This window comes from Brevibacterium album DSM 18261 (assembly GCF_000426445.1).
In the GTDB taxonomy this organism is placed as follows: domain Bacteria; phylum Actinomycetota; class Actinomycetes; order Actinomycetales; family Brevibacteriaceae; genus Brevibacterium; species Brevibacterium album.
This window is the reverse complement of record NZ_AUFJ01000012.1, coordinates 171,370-188,444: the sequence shown is the minus strand read 5'-3', so window position 1 is coordinate 188,444 and position 17,075 is coordinate 171,370. Positions and strand designations below refer to the sequence as shown.

The window sequence follows — 17,075 nt, the reverse complement described above, 5'->3', positions numbered from 1 at the left end:
ACTCCTTTGATCACACAACAACCACTCAGGCCGCGAAGTCCCGCATGATGCTGTCAACTGCAGGAACATCAGCTGGAGCCCATTCCACGCTGTTGAGCTGGGCCGCAGGGATCCAGCGGATCTCCGCATGCTCAGTCAGCTGCGGCTCGCCCTCCTGCAGTTCCGCATAGAACGTGGTGAGTGTGACGATACCAAATTCATACTCATGCGTGGTCGTCTCGATGTGCTTACCCACGGTGATGGTGCACAGCAGCTCCTCCTGCATCTCACGCACCAGGGCCCCCTCTGGGGTCTCCCCACTCTCGATCTTGCCGCCCGGGAACTCCCACATGCCAGGCAGCGACATCATCTCACTGCGCTGCGCGGACAAGATCGCGCCATCGCGCACAACGACGGCTCCCACAACGTTGATCTGCTTCTTCATAGACAACGACTCCTGCATGCAACGATCAGTAAGGCAAAGACCAGTAGGACCTGGGAGGAAGCCTATCTGCCCGCCAGGATACGGGCGCACCACAGGCGATCAAGAACCTCATACCGCATGTAACCGCAGAGCGCACACAGCCGCATGCAGCGCCATCCTCCCAAGCAGAACAACACCTACTCACGTCCGCAGCGCCAGATGCAGCCGCAGGGCCACTTGGTCCAGGAAGCTCTGCACGGTGGCCGTGTAGGAGTCGTCGAGCTCGCGGATCTCGTCGAAGTACAGGGTCGCCACCCCCACCAGGGAATCGCCGTATTTGAGCGGAAATGAGACGACGGTGCGATAGCCCACGCGCTTGATGAGCGGCTTGGCCCAGTCGAACATCTTCGACTCCTGGGCGTCACGCACATAGACCACCCGCTGCGTCTGCGCAACCGAGTTGATGGTGCCCGGCGAGCGGTCGGGCTCGCTCAGCTTCAGGATCTGCGGCGCATAGTACGGCGGGAAGTTGTGCCACAGATGGTGGGCAAGTTTGACGCTTCCAGGCTCACCGAACGCACCTGCCATCGAACGGTCCGCACCGAATACGCTCACCAGCTCGTGAGTCAGCCAGCCCAGAAGCTCCTGCACGTCCATCTCCGCCGTATTCCGCAGCAGTGCCGCGTTCAGCGCCTTCGGATCGATGAGCGGCATGGCACGGCTGGAGGAACCGGCCAGCACCTCTGACATCAGGCGCAGCGCCAGCACCATCTCCACATCTTCGAGCGGCTCGAGGATGTCGTGCTGGAACTTGAACGCCTCTGCATCGTCGTCGAAGCCCGCGAGGAGAGCGATCTCCGCTCCACCCGTCACCGCATAGCCGTACTGCACCGCTGGCTCCGCAGTGAGCCGGTTGAGTATCCGGAACCTCTCCGCCACATCACAGCTGAGGACGTAGAGCATACGGGCAGCCGTCCGCGGGCGATCGCGCACCGACACCTCGATGCGCATGTCGAACTCGGAGAACAGCCGCTCCATCCGGACGCGAATCGTCTTCTCAGAGACCCCCAGCTCCCTTGCGAATCCGGAGTTCGAGCCGCGCGGATTCTCTTCGAGCAACCCGATCAGCCGCGCATCAAGCTCATCGAGGTGTGTGGATCTGGGTCTTGACATACCCCTAGGTTAGCGGCTTAATGGGTTCAGGCTTCGGACTTAACTAGAGATTGGGTCCGAATTACGTCTCACAAGGGAGTGTGACAATGACTCGACTCAGCAGATCCGTCCTCGCCGCAACGGCGACGGTCGCCTCACTGGCGCTGTTCGCCGGCTGCGGCAGCTCCGCCAGCGGCAGCGACGCAGATTCCGGCTCCAGCAGCGCCCCCATCACCGTGGGGTACTCCACCGACGGAGGACAGAACTACGATCCGGCCAAGGCAGGCAATCAGTACGTCTCCGTCTACCTGCTTCCCACCTATGACAGCCTCCTCAGCGTGGACGACGCGGGCGAGGTCGGCGCGAGTCTGGCCGAGTCGTTCGAGCTCTCAGACGACGGAAAGACGCTCACTCTGCACCTGCGGCAGGGGGTGAAGTTCCACGACGGCGCCGAGCTCACCGCAGATGCCGTGAAGAAGAACTTCGAGCGGAGCATGAACGGAGAGGGCTCGGTCCTCAAAGCCGACTTCGCCTCGGTCGAATCGATCGACGCTCCCGACGACTCCACCGTCGTCATCGAGCTCGAGAACCGGGACGCTGCCTTCCTCTCCGCCCTCGCCGACCGCGCCGGCATGATGATCAGCCCGGACGCCCTCGACAGTCCCGATCTCGATCTCCAGCCGGTGGGCGCCGGTCCGTACAAGGTCACGGAGCACCTCCCCGGCTCGTCGATCACCTATGAGAAGTTCGATGAGTACTGGAACCCGGACCACGCCGGCACCCCCAAGCTCACCCTCAAGATGATCGTGGACCCCGAAGCCCGCCTCCGCGCGATCTCCACCGGTGAGATCGACATCGCGGCCCTAGGGCAGGACCAGGGCGCGGCCGCCGAACAAGCCGGGCTCAGCGTCACTGCGATGGAGCCCATGACCATGCCCCTGATGATCTACCTCAATATGAAGGAGGGCAGCCCCCTCAACGATCCCCAGGTGCGCCGGGCGATCTCACTGGCGATCGACCGCCAGGGCATCTCCGAGACCATCCTCGAAGGCAACTGCGAACCCACCGGCCAGCTCTTCACACAGGACTACTGGGCAGCGAGTCCCGAGGTGCAGGTGCCCGAGCGCGATGTGGATGAGGCGAAGAAGCTGCTCGCAGAGGCCGGGTACGCCGACGGCTTCACAATGTCCCTCTCCGCGATCTCCGCGGCACCCTACCGGGTCATCGCAGAGGCCGAGGCCGCACAGCTCGCGGAGATCGGGATCGACGTGGACCTCCAGATCAGCGAGCCCACCAAGGTCGTCAGCGACTTCAACGGCCAGAAGACCACGGACGCCTACACCTCCCTCTGGCCGGGAGCCACGGACCCGGCCAAGACCTTCGCCAGCCTGTACCAGCCCACCGGACTGTTCAACCCCGGCGCCTACGAGGACGAGGAGCTGCTCTCCCTCCTGGAAGAGGGCCGCAGCGCCGCCACTCAGGAGGACCGCGCCGCCGCATATGCCAAGGCCAATGAGCGGGCAGCAGACCAGGTCGTGCAGATCCCCATCTGCAGCTCAAAGGCACTGCGTGCGGAGAAGGCACCCGTCACCGGCATCGGACTCACCGCCGCGGGCACCGTGGACTACTCCGAGATCTCGATCGAGGAGTGACCTATGGCGCGCGAAATCCTCACGCGGCTGCTGTCCTCACTCCTCGTGCTCTGGCTGGTCTCCGTCATCGTCTTCATGCTCACCGCGCTCATCCCAGGTGACCCGGCGCTGACGATCCTGGGCGAGAACGCCACTCCGGAGCAGATCGCCGAGGTCCACGCGCAGCTGGGCCTCGACCAGCCCCTCGTGGCGAGATACTTCCAGTGGCTCACGGCGGTGCTGAGCGGAGACCTCGGGCAATCGCTGTTCTCCAGCCAGACCGTGGCAGGCGCGATCGCCTCACGCATCACGCCCACGGTGGAGCTCATCCTGTTCGCTCTCGTCCTCTCGCTGCTCATCGGCACCGCTGTGGGCGTCATCAGCTCGATCAGGCCGCGCAGCGTCCTCGACCGGGCCATTCAGACCCTGAGCTCCGTGGGCATCGCGGTGCCGAACTTCTGGCTGGGCGCCATGCTCATCGCGATCTTCTCGATCTCGCTGGCATGGCTGCCGAGCGGCGACTACACGGCATTCGGCGACGACCCTCAGCGGTGGGCGAGAAACCTCACGCTGCCCGTCATCGCGCTGGCCGCCGGCGGCATCGCAGAGATCGCGCGGCAGTCGCGGGCCAGCCTCATCGACGTCCAGGAGATGGAGTTCGTCCGCACGCTCAAGGCGAAGGGCCTCGACCCCGTGACGATCAAGCTGCGGCACGTGCTGCGGTCGGCGATGATCCCGGTCGTCACCGTAGCCGGGCTGCAGGTGAACAGGCTGTTCGGCCTCTCCGTGCTCATCGAGGCGGTCTTCCGGATCCCCGGAATCGGCTCCCTCCTCGTCAGCTCCGTCTTCACCCGCGACATCGTCATGGTGCAGGGCACAGTGCTCCTCATCACGTGCGTCGTGATCGCGGTGAACCTCGTCGTCGATCTGTCCTACCGCTGGCTCAACCCGAAGACGGTGTGACCCATGTTCATGAGATCCCTCCGTGCCCCCAAGGAGCACGAATCCCCCTTCGCGCGGTTCACGCGGCGCTTCCTCTCAGACCGCCTGGGGATGAGCTTCCTGGTGTTCCTGCTGGTCCTCATCGCGGTCGGCCTGCTGGCGCCCCTCATCTCCCCCTACGACCCGGAGGCGCAGGACCTCGGAAGCGCCTTCGCCCCGGCCTCGGCGGCGCACCTGCTGGGCACGGACGAGGTGGGCCGCGACTACCTGAGCAGGATGCTCCACGCCATCCGGCCCACCCTCCTCGCCGGAGTGCTGGCCACGGCGCTCAGCCTCCTCATCGGACTGCCCACGGGGCTCGCCGCAGGCTACTTCCGCGGCGCGCTCGACACAGCGCTGAGCCGGTTCACCGATGCGGTCATGGCCATCCCCTCGCTGCTCTTCGCCCTCGCGCTGGTGGCGATCCTGGGACCGGGCATCCGCACGGTCATCCTCGCGATCGGCGTGGCCAACGCCCCGCGCTTCTTCCGCGTGGCCAGGAGCATCGCCCTCGTCATCCGGCAGGAGACCTACATCGAGGCCTCACGCTCCCTCGGCATCTCGCACTCGCGGATCCTCCGCACGCACGTGCTGCCCAATATGGCCTCGCCGCTGATCGTGCAGATCAGCATGACCATCGGCTTCTCCATCCTGTTCGAGGCCGGGCTCAGCTTCCTGGGCCTGGGCGTGCAGGCGCCCGAGGCCTCCTGGGGCTCCATGCTGCGCAACGCAACGGCCTACGCCTCGGAGAACATCGGCCTGGTCCTCTGGCCCGGCCTCGCGATCCTCGTCGTCGTACTGGCCTTCAACACCGTGGGAGACTCCGTCCGCGACTCCCTCGGACGCGAGCAAAGGAAGTTCTGATGCCTCAGACACCACCCCTGCTGGAGATCGAGGACCTCGTCGTCGAGGTGCCCGGCGCCACCGGTCCCATCACCATCGTCGACGAGGTCTCGCTGACGCTGGAGCGCGGCCGCGCCCTGGGGCTCGTGGGCGAGTCCGGCTCCGGAAAGTCGATCACCGCCAATGCCGTTCTCGGCCTGATCGGCTCCGCGCGGATCGCCTCCGGCGACATCCGCCTCGAGGGACAGAGCCTCCGCGCAATGTCTGAGAAGCAGATGCGCGACATCCGCGGCAACCGGATCGCGATGGTCTTCCAGGAGCCCATGACCGCGCTCGACCCCAACTACACCGTGGGTGAGCAGATCGCGGAGACGGTGCGCCGCCACACCGGCATGAACAGACGCGACGCCTGGGCCCGTGCCGTGGAGGTGCTCGACCAGGTGCACATCCCTTCCCCGCAGGTGCGGGCACGCGATCACCCGCACAAGTTCTCCGGCGGCATGCGCCAGCGCGTCGTCATCGCCATGGCGATCGCCTGCTCACCGGACGTGCTCCTCGCAGACGAACCCACCACCGCTCTCGACGTCACCACTCAAGCCCAGGTGCTCGCGCTCCTGCAGGAGATCAGCGAGACCCAGGGCGTCGCAACGCTCTTCATCTCCCACGACCTAGGGGTCATCGCACAGATCTGCGACGAGGTGGCGGTCATGTACGCCGGGCAGGTGGTGGAGAACGCCGAGGCCGCGGAGCTGTTCGCGAACCCGCGCCACCCCTACACCCGCGCACTGATGGACTGCATCCCCAACGGCCCCGGCGACCGGCTGGTCGACATCCCCGGCACGGTGCCCGAGTTCCGCTCGCTGCCGCACGGATGCCGCTTCGCCGCACGCTGCCGCTTCGCCTCGGAGGAGTGCGAGGCCATGCCCATTCCGCTGACCGCCGACAGCCCCGAGCACAGAGTGCGGTGCATCTTCCCGGAGAGGATCGACAATGCTCACAGTCACCGATCTGCGTAAGGCCTTCCGCATCTCCCCGCTCTCCCGCCAGCGGGTGCATGCCGTCCGCGGCATGTCCTTCGCGGTGGAGCCGGGCAGCACCGTCGCGGTGGTCGGCGAGTCCGGCTCCGGGAAGTCCACGAGCGCCAGGCTGATTCTCCGCCTCATCGACCCGGACTCCGGCTCCGTCGTCTTCAACGGCAGGGAGCTCACCGAGCTCACGCGCACGCAGATGAACAACGCCCGCCAGTCCATGCCCATGGTGTTCCAGGACCCCTACTCCTCGATCGACCCCTCCTGGACCATTCGGGAGGTCATCCTCGAACCCCTGCATGCCCGCACCTCCGGCGGCAGCGCTCCCCGCGCCGATCCCGCCGAGCTGCTGCAGAAGGTGGGCCTACCGGAGTCATTCCTCCATCGCTACCCCTACGAACTCTCCGGCGGCCAACGGCAGCGCGTGGCCATCGCCCGGGCTCTCGCCTGCAATCCGGAACTGCTCATCTGCGACGAAGCCGTGGCAGCCCTGGACGTGTCCACGCGGGCGAGCATCATCAATCTCCTCAAGGATCTGCAGGCCGAACACGGGTTCGGCATCCTGTTCATCACCCACGACCTCTCCCTGGTGGAGGCGATCAGCGACAGAGTGGTGATCGTCTACCTTGGCGAAGTGGTGGAGACCGGACCCACCCGGCAGGTCTTCAGCGCTCCCCGGCACCCCTACACCCGCCTCCTCATGGATTCCATCCCGCGTCCCGATCCGCAGAATCGGATGGATCTCAGGGCGCTCGCCCGCACCGGAGAAGTGCCGAGCGCCTCGAACCCCCCGCCCGGCTGTGCCTTCGCCTCGCGCTGCCCCCGGCGGACGGATATCTGCACCACTGTGCCCCCAGAACTGAGCGGTGCGGACGACAACGGCGAAGCCCGCATGTTCGCCTGCCACAATCCGCTCACCCTGACCTCCAGCACTCCCGAAGAAAGGTGAGGACCATGACCGAGACCTACGAGCGCGGACTCACGCGCGTGGCTGACGGCTGCTATGCGTGGATGCTCCCCGACGGCGGATGGGGCTGGAGCAACTCCGGCCTCATCGTCGACGAAGGAGAATCCCTCATCGTCGACACGCTGTTCGACCTCAAGCTCACCGCGGAGATGCTCGATGCCTATGCAGAGCTGCTGGGCACCCGTGACATCACCTACCTGTTCAACACCCACGCCAACGGCGATCACTACTACGGTAACCAGCTGCTGCCGAAGCCCACGGAGATCATCGCCTCCTCCGTGGCCGCCGCGGAGATGACGCAGGAGGACGTCGACCGCATCGTCAGCTACAAGGACCTCGAGGGCCCCGTCGGCGACTACATCCGCAAGGTCTTCGGGCCCTTCGACTTCTCCGGCATCGTGGCCACTCCGCCCACCCGCACCTTCGATGAGTCCCTTACTCTCACAGTGGGCGCGACAGACGTGGACCTCGTGTTCGTGGGGCCCGCGCACACTCCGGGAGATGCGATCGCCCACGTGAAGGAGAAAGGGGTGGTCTATGCCGGGGACGCGCTGTTCATCGGCGGCACCCCCATCATCTGGGCCGGACCCGTGGAGAACTGGATCAGCGCCTGCGACTACCTCATCGGGCTCGACGCCGAGCACTACGTGCCCGGCCACGGCCCCGTCACGGATGCGGCAGGCGTCGCCGAGGTCAAGCGCTATCTCGAGTTCGTCAAGCACGAGGCCGAGGACCGCTACCACCGCGGCATGAGCGCGGCGGAGGCGATCGACGACATCGAACTGGGCGAGTTCGCGCAGCTGGGCGACAGCGAGAGGCTAGGGCAGAACGTCATCAACATCTACACCCATCTGGACCCCGACCACGTGGCCCCGTCCCAGCCGGCCCCCTTCGAGGCCATGGCGCGCCTCGAAGGCCTTCCCATCCCGACCGGAGGAGAGAAATGAGATTCGTCAGCGCACAGACCAGCGGCGAGTCCGCAGGGCAGCTGTTCCTCGGGCTGCTCGAGGACGACCGCGTCCATCCCGTTCCGCAGTTCAGCGAGGTCGCCGAGGCCCTTGCCGCCGGGGCGGACCTCGATCAGCTCGCGGCCGAAGCCCGCGCCGGCACATCCATGCCCCTCGACGAAGTCCGGCTCCTGACGCCGGTGAGACCGCCTGCCATGCGCGACTGCATGTGCTTCCACGAGCACATCCGCAACTGCAGGCCGGGCACGTTCGACCCCAGGCACGAGCAGTTCCCCGCCTTCTACATCAGCAACCACAATGCAGTGATCGGACCTGAGGACCCGGTGCAGGTACCACCGGGCTGCCAGACCTTCGACTACGAGCTCGAGGTCTGTGCCGTGCTGGGAAGGGAGCTGCACAATCCCACCCCCGAGGAGGCGCGGGCGGCGATCGCCGGCTACACCCTCTACATCGACTGGAGCGCTCGCGATCTGCAGATGGAGGAGATGGCACTGGGCCTGGGCCCTGCGAAGGGGAAGGACAGCGCCACCACGCTGGGCCCGCACTTCGTCACCGCGGACGAGCTCGAACCTCGGCGAGCCGGCAAGGGCTTCGACCTGCGGATGCGCGCATGGGTCAACGACAGGCTCGTGACCGACGGCAGCTGGAAGACGATCAACTGGGACTTCGGCGACGTGATCGCCTACGCCGGACGCGGGACCACGCTCAGCGCAGGAGAGGTGCTGGGCTCCGGAACGGTGGGCGGCGGATGCCTGCTCGAACACGAGCGCACGGGCAGTGAGGCCTTCTCCGGCTGGCTGCAGCCGGGCGACACGGTGAAGCTGGAGGTCGAGCTTCTCGGCTCCTTGACGCAGACCGTGGCCGAAGGCCTCCCCCGGCATCCGCTCTCCAGCGGACACTGACCTCATCCGCCCATACTCCACTGCGCCCACGGCTGTGGGAGTCGACGGCGTCCCGTCGCTCTCAGAGCCGTGGGCGGCTCACTCCCCGAGACGAGCGATCGATCATGGACCTCCTCACTTTCGAGCAGCTGTGGCAGCGGACTGTCGCTGCTCACGGCGACCGGACCTTCCTGCTCTTCCGAGACCGTCAGCGCACCGATGCGGGATGGACCTACGCGGAGTTCGACCGGCTGGTGACGGCCGCCGCCGCACGGCTGCCGCCGCACGGCTGCAGGAACTGGGCGCGGACAGTGAACGTCCCGTGCACCTCTGCGTGGGCAACTGCCCCGCCTTCGTCCTGCTCTGGCTCGCGGCCTCGCGCATAGGCACATGGATCGTGCCCGCCGACCCTTCCTCCGGCGCCCGTGAACTCCAGCACCAGGCGGAGAGAACCTCTCCGGCCGTCACCTTCATCGCCGCCGAGCACGCAGACGCGGCAGCCGGCCTGAGCGTCCCCGTCATCCTCCTCGAGCAGACCGCCGACGACCTCCGCGCGCATCACAGGTGGCTGGTGACGCTTCCGCTGTTCCACGAGAACGCACAGTTCTACTGCTTCGCCAGTGCGATCGCGACAGGCGCCTCGGTGGCGCTGACCTCCTCATTCAGCGCCAGCCGCTGGGTGGACGACGCATCCGAACTCCGTGCCACGCACGCCAGCCTCTTCGCCGCACCCATCCGCATGATCCTGTCCAAGCAGGCGGATCGCATCGCGGCCGCGGAGGAGCTCCGGCTCGCCCTCACACATGTGTGGTTCGCCCAGAACCTCTCGCATGCCCACTATGAAGCATTTGCGCGCCTCTGCGGCGTCCGCCCCCGGCAGCTCTACGGAATGACGGAGACCACGGCCGTCGTCACGTGCCAGCCGCAGGGCGGGGAGGCGCCTGACTCCATCGGCCCCGTCGTCCCCGGACGGCGCATCCGGATCGATCTGCTCGCCGAGACAGAAGCTGCTGGCGCCGAAGCCGGCCATGAGTCTTCAGAAGCCCCGGCGGCTGCCACCCGCAGCACTGAAGATCGTCCTGGCCTTCTGCAGGTATACGGGCGCCGCGGCGTTGAGCTGTTCCGCGAATACCTTGACGCACCGGAGGTCACACGGCGTGCATTCGCGAGCGATGCAGAGCAGGAGGAGGGAGATGACCTTCCGGAGGTCCTCTTCACCACCGGAGATCTGGTGACGAGCGATGCTTCAGGGGTGCTGCGCTTCGCCGGCAGATCCGACGACATCATCAAGGTCGCCGGGGAGAACGTCAGCCTCGCTGAGGTGGAAGCGGTGCTGGCGGAGGCACCGGGGGTGCTCGAGGTGGCAGTCGTCTCGGAGGCCGATCCCATCCGTGATGCGGTGCCAGTCGCCCATGTGGTGGCGCAGGATCCCGCGCGCCCTCCCTCGGAGGAGGAACTCACGCGGTACGCCGCGGAGCGCCTGCCCAAGGCAGCTCGGCCGCGCCGGTGGACATGGCTGGAGACGCTCCCCCGGACAAGCGTGGGCAAGATCCGTCGGCATGCGCTGCGGCAGTGAGGGTGAGGCAGCGTGCCCTGATCTGCACAGAAGAGCGCTCTTCGGCCCGTCCCACCCCAGCCGAGCAAGCCGAAAACCGCCTCGTCTCACCATCCGTCGGGCGTAACAACCGCGTAATGAGACAGTGGCATTATGACCCCCAGCACAGATGGCCGTGTGTGCATACGAACCTGCCCTCGTGCCTCACGAATCAACAGGCCCATCAGGAGCCCCTCATGACCGCCGCACCCACCACCGTTGCATCGGCAGCCACATCCACGGCTGGCCCGGATTTCCCCGCCGAGGCCCGCGCCCTCGCGGACGACCTCATCGCACTGCGCCGCGACCTCCACCGGATCCCGGAGCTCGGCAACGACCTCCCGCAGACGCAGGCGCGCGTCCTCGCCGCACTCGACGGCCTGCCGCTGGAGATCACCACCGGCACCAGCCTCACCTCCATCACGGCAGTGCTGCGCGGCGGGAAGCCCGGCCCCACCGTCCTGCTCCGCGGCGACATGGACGGCCTGCCCGTCCGCGAGCAGACCGGCCTGGACTTCGCCTCGGACAACGGCAACATGCACGCCTGCGGCCATGACCTCCACACGACCGGCCTCGTGGGTGCCGCCCGCCTGCTCTCCGCGCACCGGGACGAGCTGCCCGGCAACGTCGTCTTCATGTTCCAGCCCGGCGAGGAGGGCCCCGGCGGCGCCAAGCCCATGATCGACGAGGGCGTGCTCGACGCCGCCGGCACCCGCGCGGACGCCGCCTTCGGCGTCCACGTCATGCCGGGCGAGCAGGGCGTGTTCAACACCCGCCGCGGCCCCCTCATGGCCGGCTCCAACATCCTCCGCGTCACCTTCCACGGCCAGGGCGGCCATGGCTCCCAGCCCCAGAAGGCCCTCGACCCGGTCCCGCCGCTCGTCGAGTTCTGCCAGGCCCTTCAGGTCATGGTCACCCGCCGCTTCAGCGTCTTCGACCCCGTCGTCGCCGCCATCACCAACCTCAGCGCCGGCGAGGCCGTCAACGTCATCCCGCCCAGCGCCTCCATGGGCGGGTCCGTACGCACGCTCTCCGCGGAGACCACCGCCGCCTTCCCGCAGCACGCCGAGGAGCTCGCACACTCCATCGCCGCCGCCCACGGCTGCACCGCGGAGTTCTCCTGGGAGGTCCTCTACCCGCCCACCATCAACGACCACGAGCAGGCCGGATTCGCCCTCGACACCCTCGCCCAGGTGTTCGGCGAGGACCGCGTGGTCGATGCCCCGGATCCCCTCATGGGCTCGGAGGACTTCTCCTTCGTCCTCAACGAGGTCCCCGGCGCCTTCTACTTCCTCCAGGCCACCCTTCCGGAGATCGACCCGGAGACCGCCGCCGTCAACCACTCCCCCCTCGTGCAGTTCGACGACGCCGTCCTCGCGGACCAGGCCGCCTCGCTCGCGGCCCTCGCATTCGCGCACAACACCCGCGCGTCGGCTTCACAGGACTGAGTGTCCTGCCTCACACTTGATCGCAGGTTCAGCGGACCGGTCTTCCACCGGTCACGCCTCGCCGAGGTCAGCCCCGCCGGCGGCACGGGCCTCACAGCCCCAGCCCGCCGGCCCGGTACCTCACCGAGGCCGCAGCCGCCGTGCGCCGGGCAGCCGCCCGGTGCACGGCGCACGCGCCTCCGCGCACACCTGAACCGGCGTCCTCACGGGAGGACGCCGCACGGAGACAGCAGAAAGGCTCTCCAATGGAACCCATCTTCGCCGCAGCCATCGTCCTGGCGTTCATCGCCCTGGGCGAGCTCGTCTCGATCTGGTCGAAGGCCCGCATCCCCGGCCTCCTCGTCGCAATGCTGGCCGCATTCGCCTTCGCCCAGCTGGGACTCATCCCCGCGGACACCATCGACCAGTCGCTGCTCGCCCAGATCTACGCGATCCTCGTCGTGCCGCTGCTCTTCCACATGGGCTCGCTCATCCCGCTGCCCACCATGATCCAGCAGTGGCGCTCCGTCGTCATCGCGATCGCCGGCATGCTCGTCGCGGTGCTCCTGCTCGCAGCGGTCGTCACCCCGCTCTTCAGCTTCGAGCACTTCGTCGCGGGTGCGGGCCCGCTCGCCGGCGGCATCGTCGCCACGGGCCTCACCACAGAGGGCATCACGGCCGCAGGCGTCTCCTCTGCGATCATCGTCCTGCCCTCCCTCGTGCTCATGATGCAGTCGCTGCCCGCGATGCCGCTGACCAACTTCCTGCTCCGGAAGTTCGCGATCAGCCTGCGCGACAGCGGCGAGCTGGACCGCCTCGCCGCCGAGGCCGAGAAGCGCGAGGCCCTCGCCAAGGAGGGCGGCGCCAAGAAGAAGCTCATCACCCTGCCGGACATGCTCGCGAACAACGAGCTGTTCGTCCTCTTCATGATCCTCGTGGGCGGTTCCGTCGCGACTCTCCTGGCCATCCCCACCCACATCCCGGCCTCCATCCTCGGCCTGATCCTCGGCATCATCTCCACCGCGATCGGCCTCACCCCCGAGCGCGCGATGGAGAAGTCCTCGAGCTTCGGCATCGCGATGGCCGGCGTGGTCGCGATCGTCATGGCGCCGCTGCTCACGGCCTCCATGGCCGATGTCCTCGCCGCCCTCCTGCCCATGGTCACGATCCTCATCGTGGGTGCCGCCGGCATCATGATCGGCGGCTTCATCGCCACCAAGCTGGTGCGCTGGAAGCCCACCCTCGGCATGTCCGTCGCGCTCACCGCCATGTACGGCTTCCCCGCGGACTACCTCCTCACCAACGAGGTCGCCCGCTCCGTGGGTCGCGACACCGAGGAGCGCAACAAGCTCACCGAGGCGATGCTGCCGGCCATGCTCGTGGGCGGCTTCACCTCAGTGAGCGCCGGCTCCGTCGCGATCGCGAGCGTCCTCGTCAGCTTCCTCTGACGCTCACCCGCCGCTCACCGGACAGGGCGCACACCGCCGCCGAGGCCGGAACAGGCAGCTGCCCGAGGCCGCACCCAGCCGGGTGCGGCCTCGGGCACGTCCGGCTGCCCCCGGTGCCGTCCCCTCGGCGCCAATGCTCCGGCGTCACTGCCTCGGCTTCACTGACCCGGTGCCGCCCCGCACCTGCCCACATAGGATGGACGCGTGTCAGCACAACCGGCCCCCGCCTCCGATGATCGCTCCCGCACCGGCGACGACCACCAGAGGTTCCTCGACAGCCTCGCCGAGGTGATCCGCACGCACGGCCCCCAGAGCGCCACCGTCGCCGCGGTCGTCCGCGAGGCACGCGCGTCGAGACGCACGTTCTACGCCGTGTTCGAGAACCTCGAGGACTGCCTGCTCCAGCTCGTCCGGCGCGAGAACACGCGCGTGCTCACGGCTGTCGCATCGGCCATCGACCCGCACGCCGCCTGGACGGAGCAGATCGACCAGGCGCTCACGGCCTGGGGCACGGCGGCGAGCGCAGCCCTGGAGATCCGGCTCCCGCGCAGCAGCGGGCCGGCCGGCGCTCGGCTGCAGAAGGCCGTCCTCGAGGAGTACGTGCAGCTGCTGATCTCGATCTCCGAGAACCCGGGCATGATCGCGGGCGGCGTCCGGCCCGTGCACCGCCACGAGGCCATCATCCTCATGGGCGGGATCAGGGAGCTCTACCGGTATGCGGTGGAGCAGGGCGTCCCGATGGAGGAGGTCGTCGCCTCCGCCCGTGGCTTCATGACGACCGCGCTCAGGCCGACGGACGTCTGACCACCGCGCCCGAGGCAGACCGCACCGGATGCGCCCCGCTCAGGCCCGCTGCACGGACTCTCTGACCCACCGGCTCAGATCGAAGCCCGGCGCGCGGGCCTCCTCGGCGCTCGGAACGACATCGGTGGCGAGCGCCCGGCGCGCGGCCATGTGCTCCCCCGCCCGGTTCACGGTCTCGACACAGCGCAGTCGGCCTCGGGCGAAGTGCGCGGCGATGAACTCCTCGGGACCGTCCACGGGCAGCAGCACCGTCTCCTCACAGTCATCGCGCAGCCCCGCGATCTGCAGCGTGTGGGATCCCTGATCGGACCAGAACCAGGGCACCGCCGCATAGGTGCCCGGTACCTCGGACCCATCCAGCAGGGACTGCGCGAGGAAGCGCGCCTGATCACTCGCGTTCTGCACCGATTCCAGCCGCACCCGGCGGCCGCTGCCGTCAGGGAACACCGCGACATCGCCGATGGCGGAGATCGCGGGATCACTGGTGCGCAGCGCCGCATCGACCACGATGCCGCGATCCACCTCCAGCCCCGCCTCCTCGGCCAGCTGCGTCCGCGGCACGGCGCCGATGCCGCTGAGCACGAGGTCCGCCGGCAGATGCTCGCCAGTGCTCGTCACCACACCGGTGACGCGGCCATCGCGGTCGGCGCTGCCTCCGCGGTCGCGGTTCGTGCCGCCTGCGCTGCCGCCGCTGCCGCTTCCTCCGGTTGCACGGCAATCACCCTCACCGCAGTCTTCACGGCCTATGCCGCCTTCGACGGCGGCGATCCCTGTGCCGAGGCGCACCTCGATGCCGGCCTCGGCGTGTGCCCGAGCGAAGTAGGCCGAGGCCTCGGGTGACAGCACGCGTTCCATCACTCTGTCCGCGATCTCGAGGACGCGCACATTCGCCCCCTGTTTCCGGGCCGACGCCGCGACCTCGAGCCCGATGAACCCGGCGCCCACGATCACCACGTCCTCGGCCGTGGTCAGGACTGCCGCCAGCGCGTCCGCATCGTCCTTGGTGCGCAGGTCCATAACGGTGCTCAGCTCCGCCCCGGGCACTGTCAGCCGGCGGTTCTCCGCCCCCGTTGCGAGCACGAGGTGGTCGTAGCCCAGCCGCCTCCCGCCGGCGAGCACCACGGCAGCGGCCTCGCGGTCGATGCCCACCGCCGCCTCGTGCACCACCTCGATGTCCTGATTCGCGTACCAGTCCTCCGTCCGCAGCGTGAGTCTGCGCGCCGGCAGCTCCCCTGTGAGGTAGGCCTTGGACAGCGGCGGCCGCTGGTAGGGCAGGTGCGCCTCCGCGCAGACCAGCGTGAGGCTGCCCTCGTAGCCCTGCTTGCGCAGTGAGGCGACCGTCTGCTGACCGGCCTGACCGCCGCCTATCACCACCACCGAGGAGGGGGCGCTCATCGCGCCTCCGCAGCATTCCGTCGCGGGATGAGCACCCGCATGGACTCGTAGCCGCGCACGAAGTTGTCGAAGGTGCGCACCGGCTCCTCCACGACGTGGATCTCCGGGAAGCGCACGAGGATCTCCTCCCAGATGATGCGCAGCTGGAGCTCCGCCAGCCGGTTACCGAGGCAGCGGTGGATGCCGAAGCCGAAGGAGATGTGCCGCCGGGGGTTCTTCCTGTCGATGATGAACTCGTCGGGGTCCTCGATCACCGCTGTGTCGCGGTTGCCGGAGATGTACCAGAGCGCGACCCGGTCACCCTTGCGGATGGTCTTCCCGCCCAGCTCCGTGTCCTTCGTCGCCACCCGCATCATGTGCGTGAGCGGGGTCTGCCAGCGGATCGTCTCGGAGACCATGGACGGGATCTTCGCCTCCCCGCTGCGCAGTTTCGCGAACTGCTCCGGCCAGCGGCTGAGTGCGTAGAGGGAGCCAGTGATGGTGTTGCGGGTGGTGTCGTTGCCGCCCACCAGCAGGACCACGAGGTCCCCGAACAGCTGCGCCTTCGTGAACTCGCCCGTGTGCGGGCTGTGAGCCAGGAGCGAGGCGAAGTCCAGCCCGGGCTCCTCGGCCCGCCGGCTCTCCAGGACGCCCATGAGCGTCGCGAAGAACTCGCCCATCGCGGCCACGCGCTCCTCGGGCGTCTCGATGGCCTGGCCCGGCCCCGCGATCGCGGTGACGGCATCGGACCAGTCGGTGAGCCTGCGGCGGTGCTCCTGCGGGAAGTTCAGCAGGGTGGCGAGCGTCATCGCCGTGAGCTCCTTCGAGACGAGGTCCACCCAGTCGAACTCCTCGCCGATGGGCAGGCCATCGAGAATCTTCTGCGCGCGCTCCCGGATGAGGGGCTCCAGGTCGGTCAGCCGCGTGGGCGCCACGCCGGGAGCGACGATCTGGCGGTGCAGATCGTGCTCGGGCGGGTCCATCGAGAGCAGGGACTGGATCTGGAAGGGCTGCGCGTCGTGGTTGGTCTGCGCAGTCTGGCTGGTCGGGCCGTCCTGGCTGGAGGCCGCGCGTTCGGCGGGATCCTCATAGGCGTCCGCGAGACTCGCATCGCCCTCGCCGGGCTCGGGCCGCATCGCGATCCCGGCATCCGCGGAGAATGTCTCCGGGTCCGTGTCCGCGGCCATGATGTGCTCCCAGGTGGTGAGCGACCAGTAGGCGCCCATCCGGGTGTGCTCGGCCGGAGTGAAGTGGACGGGGTCCTCCCGGCGGAGCCGCTCGAACTTGGCGAAGACGCTCTCGTCCCGAAAGGCGCTCGGGGAGCCGGGGTCCAGCTGTTCCAGGGGGCGCGTGCGGATGTCCTCGAGCCGTTCCGCCGAGGCCGCAGTCCTGCTGCCGCGCGCGACCTCGACCTGTGCGAGAGCCTCCGCGGCTCTGCGCGCCGCTCGGGTCTCAGTGGTCTCAGTGGTCTCAGTGGTCTCAGTGGTCTCAGTGGTCTCAGAAGGCAGAGTATCTGCACTGGTGAGGGCTGTTGCTGTGGGATCACTTGCGGGCATTGTCGTCACCTCATTGTG

15 protein-coding genes and 1 pseudogene are annotated in these 17,075 nt (G+C 67.9%); 11 read left to right on the top strand and 5 right to left on the bottom strand.

All coding sequences use genetic code 11. The features are described 5' to 3' along the window. Positions 1-25: 25 nt before the first annotated feature. The 3 genes and pseudogenes from K318_RS0109780 to K318_RS25890 form a co-directional block, all read right to left on the bottom strand. Positions 26-424 carry a (deoxy)nucleoside triphosphate pyrophosphohydrolase gene (locus K318_RS0109780; protein WP_029089356.1) on the bottom strand — a complete coding sequence of 133 codons (399 nt, stop codon included), beginning with the start codon at positions 422-424 and terminating at the stop codon, positions 26-28. Between the two features lie 180 nt (positions 425-604). After that, positions 605-1,441 carry a GAF domain-containing protein gene (locus K318_RS24995; RefSeq protein WP_245579839.1) on the bottom strand — a complete coding sequence of 279 codons (837 nt, stop codon included), beginning with the start codon at positions 1,439-1,441 and terminating at the stop codon, positions 605-607. Further along, positions 1,442-1,576: pseudogene (locus K318_RS25890) on the bottom strand (AsnC family protein); the annotation flags it as partial. 86 nt (positions 1,577-1,662) lie between these two features. On the opposite strand from K318_RS25890, the gene K318_RS0109770 reads away from it, so the two are divergent. From K318_RS0109770 to K318_RS20810, 11 genes are all read left to right on the top strand, one after another. Beyond that, entirely contained in the window at positions 1,663-3,207 is a 1,545-nt protein-coding gene (locus K318_RS0109770) for an ABC transporter substrate-binding protein (protein ID WP_029089354.1), read from the top strand. A gap of 3 nt (positions 3,208-3,210) precedes the next feature. Then, positions 3,211-4,149: an ABC transporter permease gene (locus tag K318_RS0109765; RefSeq protein WP_029089353.1), complete on the top strand. Its 939-nt coding sequence runs from the start codon at positions 3,211-3,213 to the stop codon at positions 4,147-4,149. A 3-nt stretch (positions 4,150-4,152) separates the two neighbouring features. After that, positions 4,153-5,031, top strand: coding sequence for an ABC transporter permease (locus K318_RS0109760; protein WP_051297797.1), 879 nt, complete (start codon positions 4,153-4,155; stop codon positions 5,029-5,031). Continuing rightward, a complete protein-coding gene (locus K318_RS0109755) occupies positions 5,031-6,026 on the top strand; it encodes an ABC transporter ATP-binding protein (RefSeq protein ID WP_035281351.1) in 996 nt (331 codons plus the stop codon). The genes K318_RS0109760 and K318_RS0109755 overlap by 1 nt, the downstream gene beginning before the upstream one ends. Beyond that, a complete protein-coding gene (locus tag K318_RS0109750; RefSeq protein ID WP_029089351.1) occupies positions 6,001-6,987 on the top strand; it encodes an ABC transporter ATP-binding protein in 987 nt (328 codons plus the stop codon). Before K318_RS0109755 ends, K318_RS0109750 begins: the two co-directional genes overlap by 26 nt. Positions 6,988-6,992: 5 nt before the next feature. Continuing rightward, on the top strand, positions 6,993-7,952 hold the full coding sequence (locus K318_RS0109745) for an MBL fold metallo-hydrolase (protein ID WP_035281348.1): 960 nt from the start codon (positions 6,993-6,995) through the stop codon (positions 7,950-7,952). Then, a complete protein-coding gene (locus K318_RS0109740; protein WP_029089349.1) occupies positions 7,949-8,875 on the top strand; it encodes a fumarylacetoacetate hydrolase family protein in 927 nt (308 codons plus the stop codon). Before K318_RS0109745 ends, K318_RS0109740 begins: the two co-directional genes overlap by 4 nt. Positions 8,876-9,080: 205 nt before the next feature. Next, positions 9,081-10,430: a class I adenylate-forming enzyme family protein gene (locus tag K318_RS20820; protein WP_211233317.1), complete on the top strand. Its 1,350-nt coding sequence runs from the start codon at positions 9,081-9,083 to the stop codon at positions 10,428-10,430. A gap of 215 nt (positions 10,431-10,645) precedes the next feature. Further along, positions 10,646-11,896 (top strand): M20 metallopeptidase family protein, encoded by a 1,251-nt coding sequence (locus tag K318_RS20815; RefSeq protein WP_035281345.1) that lies wholly within the window; start codon positions 10,646-10,648, stop codon positions 11,894-11,896. A 245-nt stretch (positions 11,897-12,141) separates the two neighbouring features. Then, positions 12,142-13,323, top strand: coding sequence for a hypothetical protein (locus tag K318_RS0109725; protein ID WP_029089348.1), 1,182 nt, complete (start codon positions 12,142-12,144; stop codon positions 13,321-13,323). A 204-nt stretch (positions 13,324-13,527) separates the two neighbouring features. Then, a complete protein-coding gene (locus K318_RS20810; protein WP_051297795.1) occupies positions 13,528-14,127 on the top strand; it encodes a TetR/AcrR family transcriptional regulator in 600 nt (199 codons plus the stop codon). Positions 14,128-14,166: 39 nt separating this feature from the next. Here K318_RS20810 and K318_RS20805 read toward each other — a convergent pair whose 3' ends face one another. Both K318_RS20805 and K318_RS20800 read right to left on the bottom strand, forming a co-directional pair. Next, the gene (locus K318_RS20805) at positions 14,167-15,522 is read right to left on the bottom strand and encodes an NAD(P)/FAD-dependent oxidoreductase (RefSeq protein ID WP_051297794.1); all 1,356 of its coding nucleotides are present in this window, start codon (positions 15,520-15,522) and stop codon (positions 14,167-14,169) included. Then, on the bottom strand, positions 15,519-17,057 hold the full coding sequence (locus tag K318_RS20800) for a cytochrome P450 (RefSeq protein ID WP_051297793.1): 1,539 nt from the start codon (positions 17,055-17,057) through the stop codon (positions 15,519-15,521). The genes K318_RS20805 and K318_RS20800 overlap by 4 nt, the downstream gene beginning before the upstream one ends. Between the last annotated feature and the right edge of the window lie 18 nt (positions 17,058-17,075).

Coding starts and splice junctions, on each gene's coding strand:
- K318_RS24995 (WP_245579839.1), bottom strand. CDS start 1,441: ATGGAGCGGCTGTTCTCCGAGTTCGACATGCGCATCGAGGTGTCGGTG.
- K318_RS20815 (WP_035281345.1), top strand. CDS start 10,646: ATGACCGCCGCACCCACCACCGTTGCATCGGCAGCCACATCCACGGCT.
- K318_RS0109745 (WP_035281348.1), top strand. CDS start 6,993: ATGACCGAGACCTACGAGCGCGGACTCACGCGCGTGGCTGACGGCTGC.
- K318_RS0109740 (WP_029089349.1), top strand. CDS start 7,949: ATGAGATTCGTCAGCGCACAGACCAGCGGCGAGTCCGCAGGGCAGCTG.
- K318_RS0109750 (WP_029089351.1), top strand. CDS start 6,001: ATGCTCACAGTCACCGATCTGCGTAAGGCCTTCCGCATCTCCCCGCTC.
- K318_RS20805 (WP_051297794.1), bottom strand. CDS start 15,522: ATGAGCGCCCCCTCCTCGGTGGTGGTGATAGGCGGCGGTCAGGCCGGT.
- K318_RS0109780 (WP_029089356.1), bottom strand. CDS start 424: ATGAAGAAGCAGATCAACGTTGTGGGAGCCGTCGTTGTGCGCGATGGC.
- K318_RS0109760 (WP_051297797.1), top strand. CDS start 4,153: ATGTTCATGAGATCCCTCCGTGCCCCCAAGGAGCACGAATCCCCCTTC.
- K318_RS0109770 (WP_029089354.1), top strand. CDS start 1,663: ATGACTCGACTCAGCAGATCCGTCCTCGCCGCAACGGCGACGGTCGCC.
- K318_RS0109725 (WP_029089348.1), top strand. CDS start 12,142: ATGGAACCCATCTTCGCCGCAGCCATCGTCCTGGCGTTCATCGCCCTG.
- K318_RS0109765 (WP_029089353.1), top strand. CDS start 3,211: ATGGCGCGCGAAATCCTCACGCGGCTGCTGTCCTCACTCCTCGTGCTC.
- K318_RS20820 (WP_211233317.1), top strand. CDS start 9,081: ATGGACCTACGCGGAGTTCGACCGGCTGGTGACGGCCGCCGCCGCACG.
- K318_RS0109755 (WP_035281351.1), top strand. CDS start 5,031: ATGCCTCAGACACCACCCCTGCTGGAGATCGAGGACCTCGTCGTCGAG.
- K318_RS20800 (WP_051297793.1), bottom strand. CDS start 17,057: ATGCCCGCAAGTGATCCCACAGCAACAGCCCTCACCAGTGCAGATACT.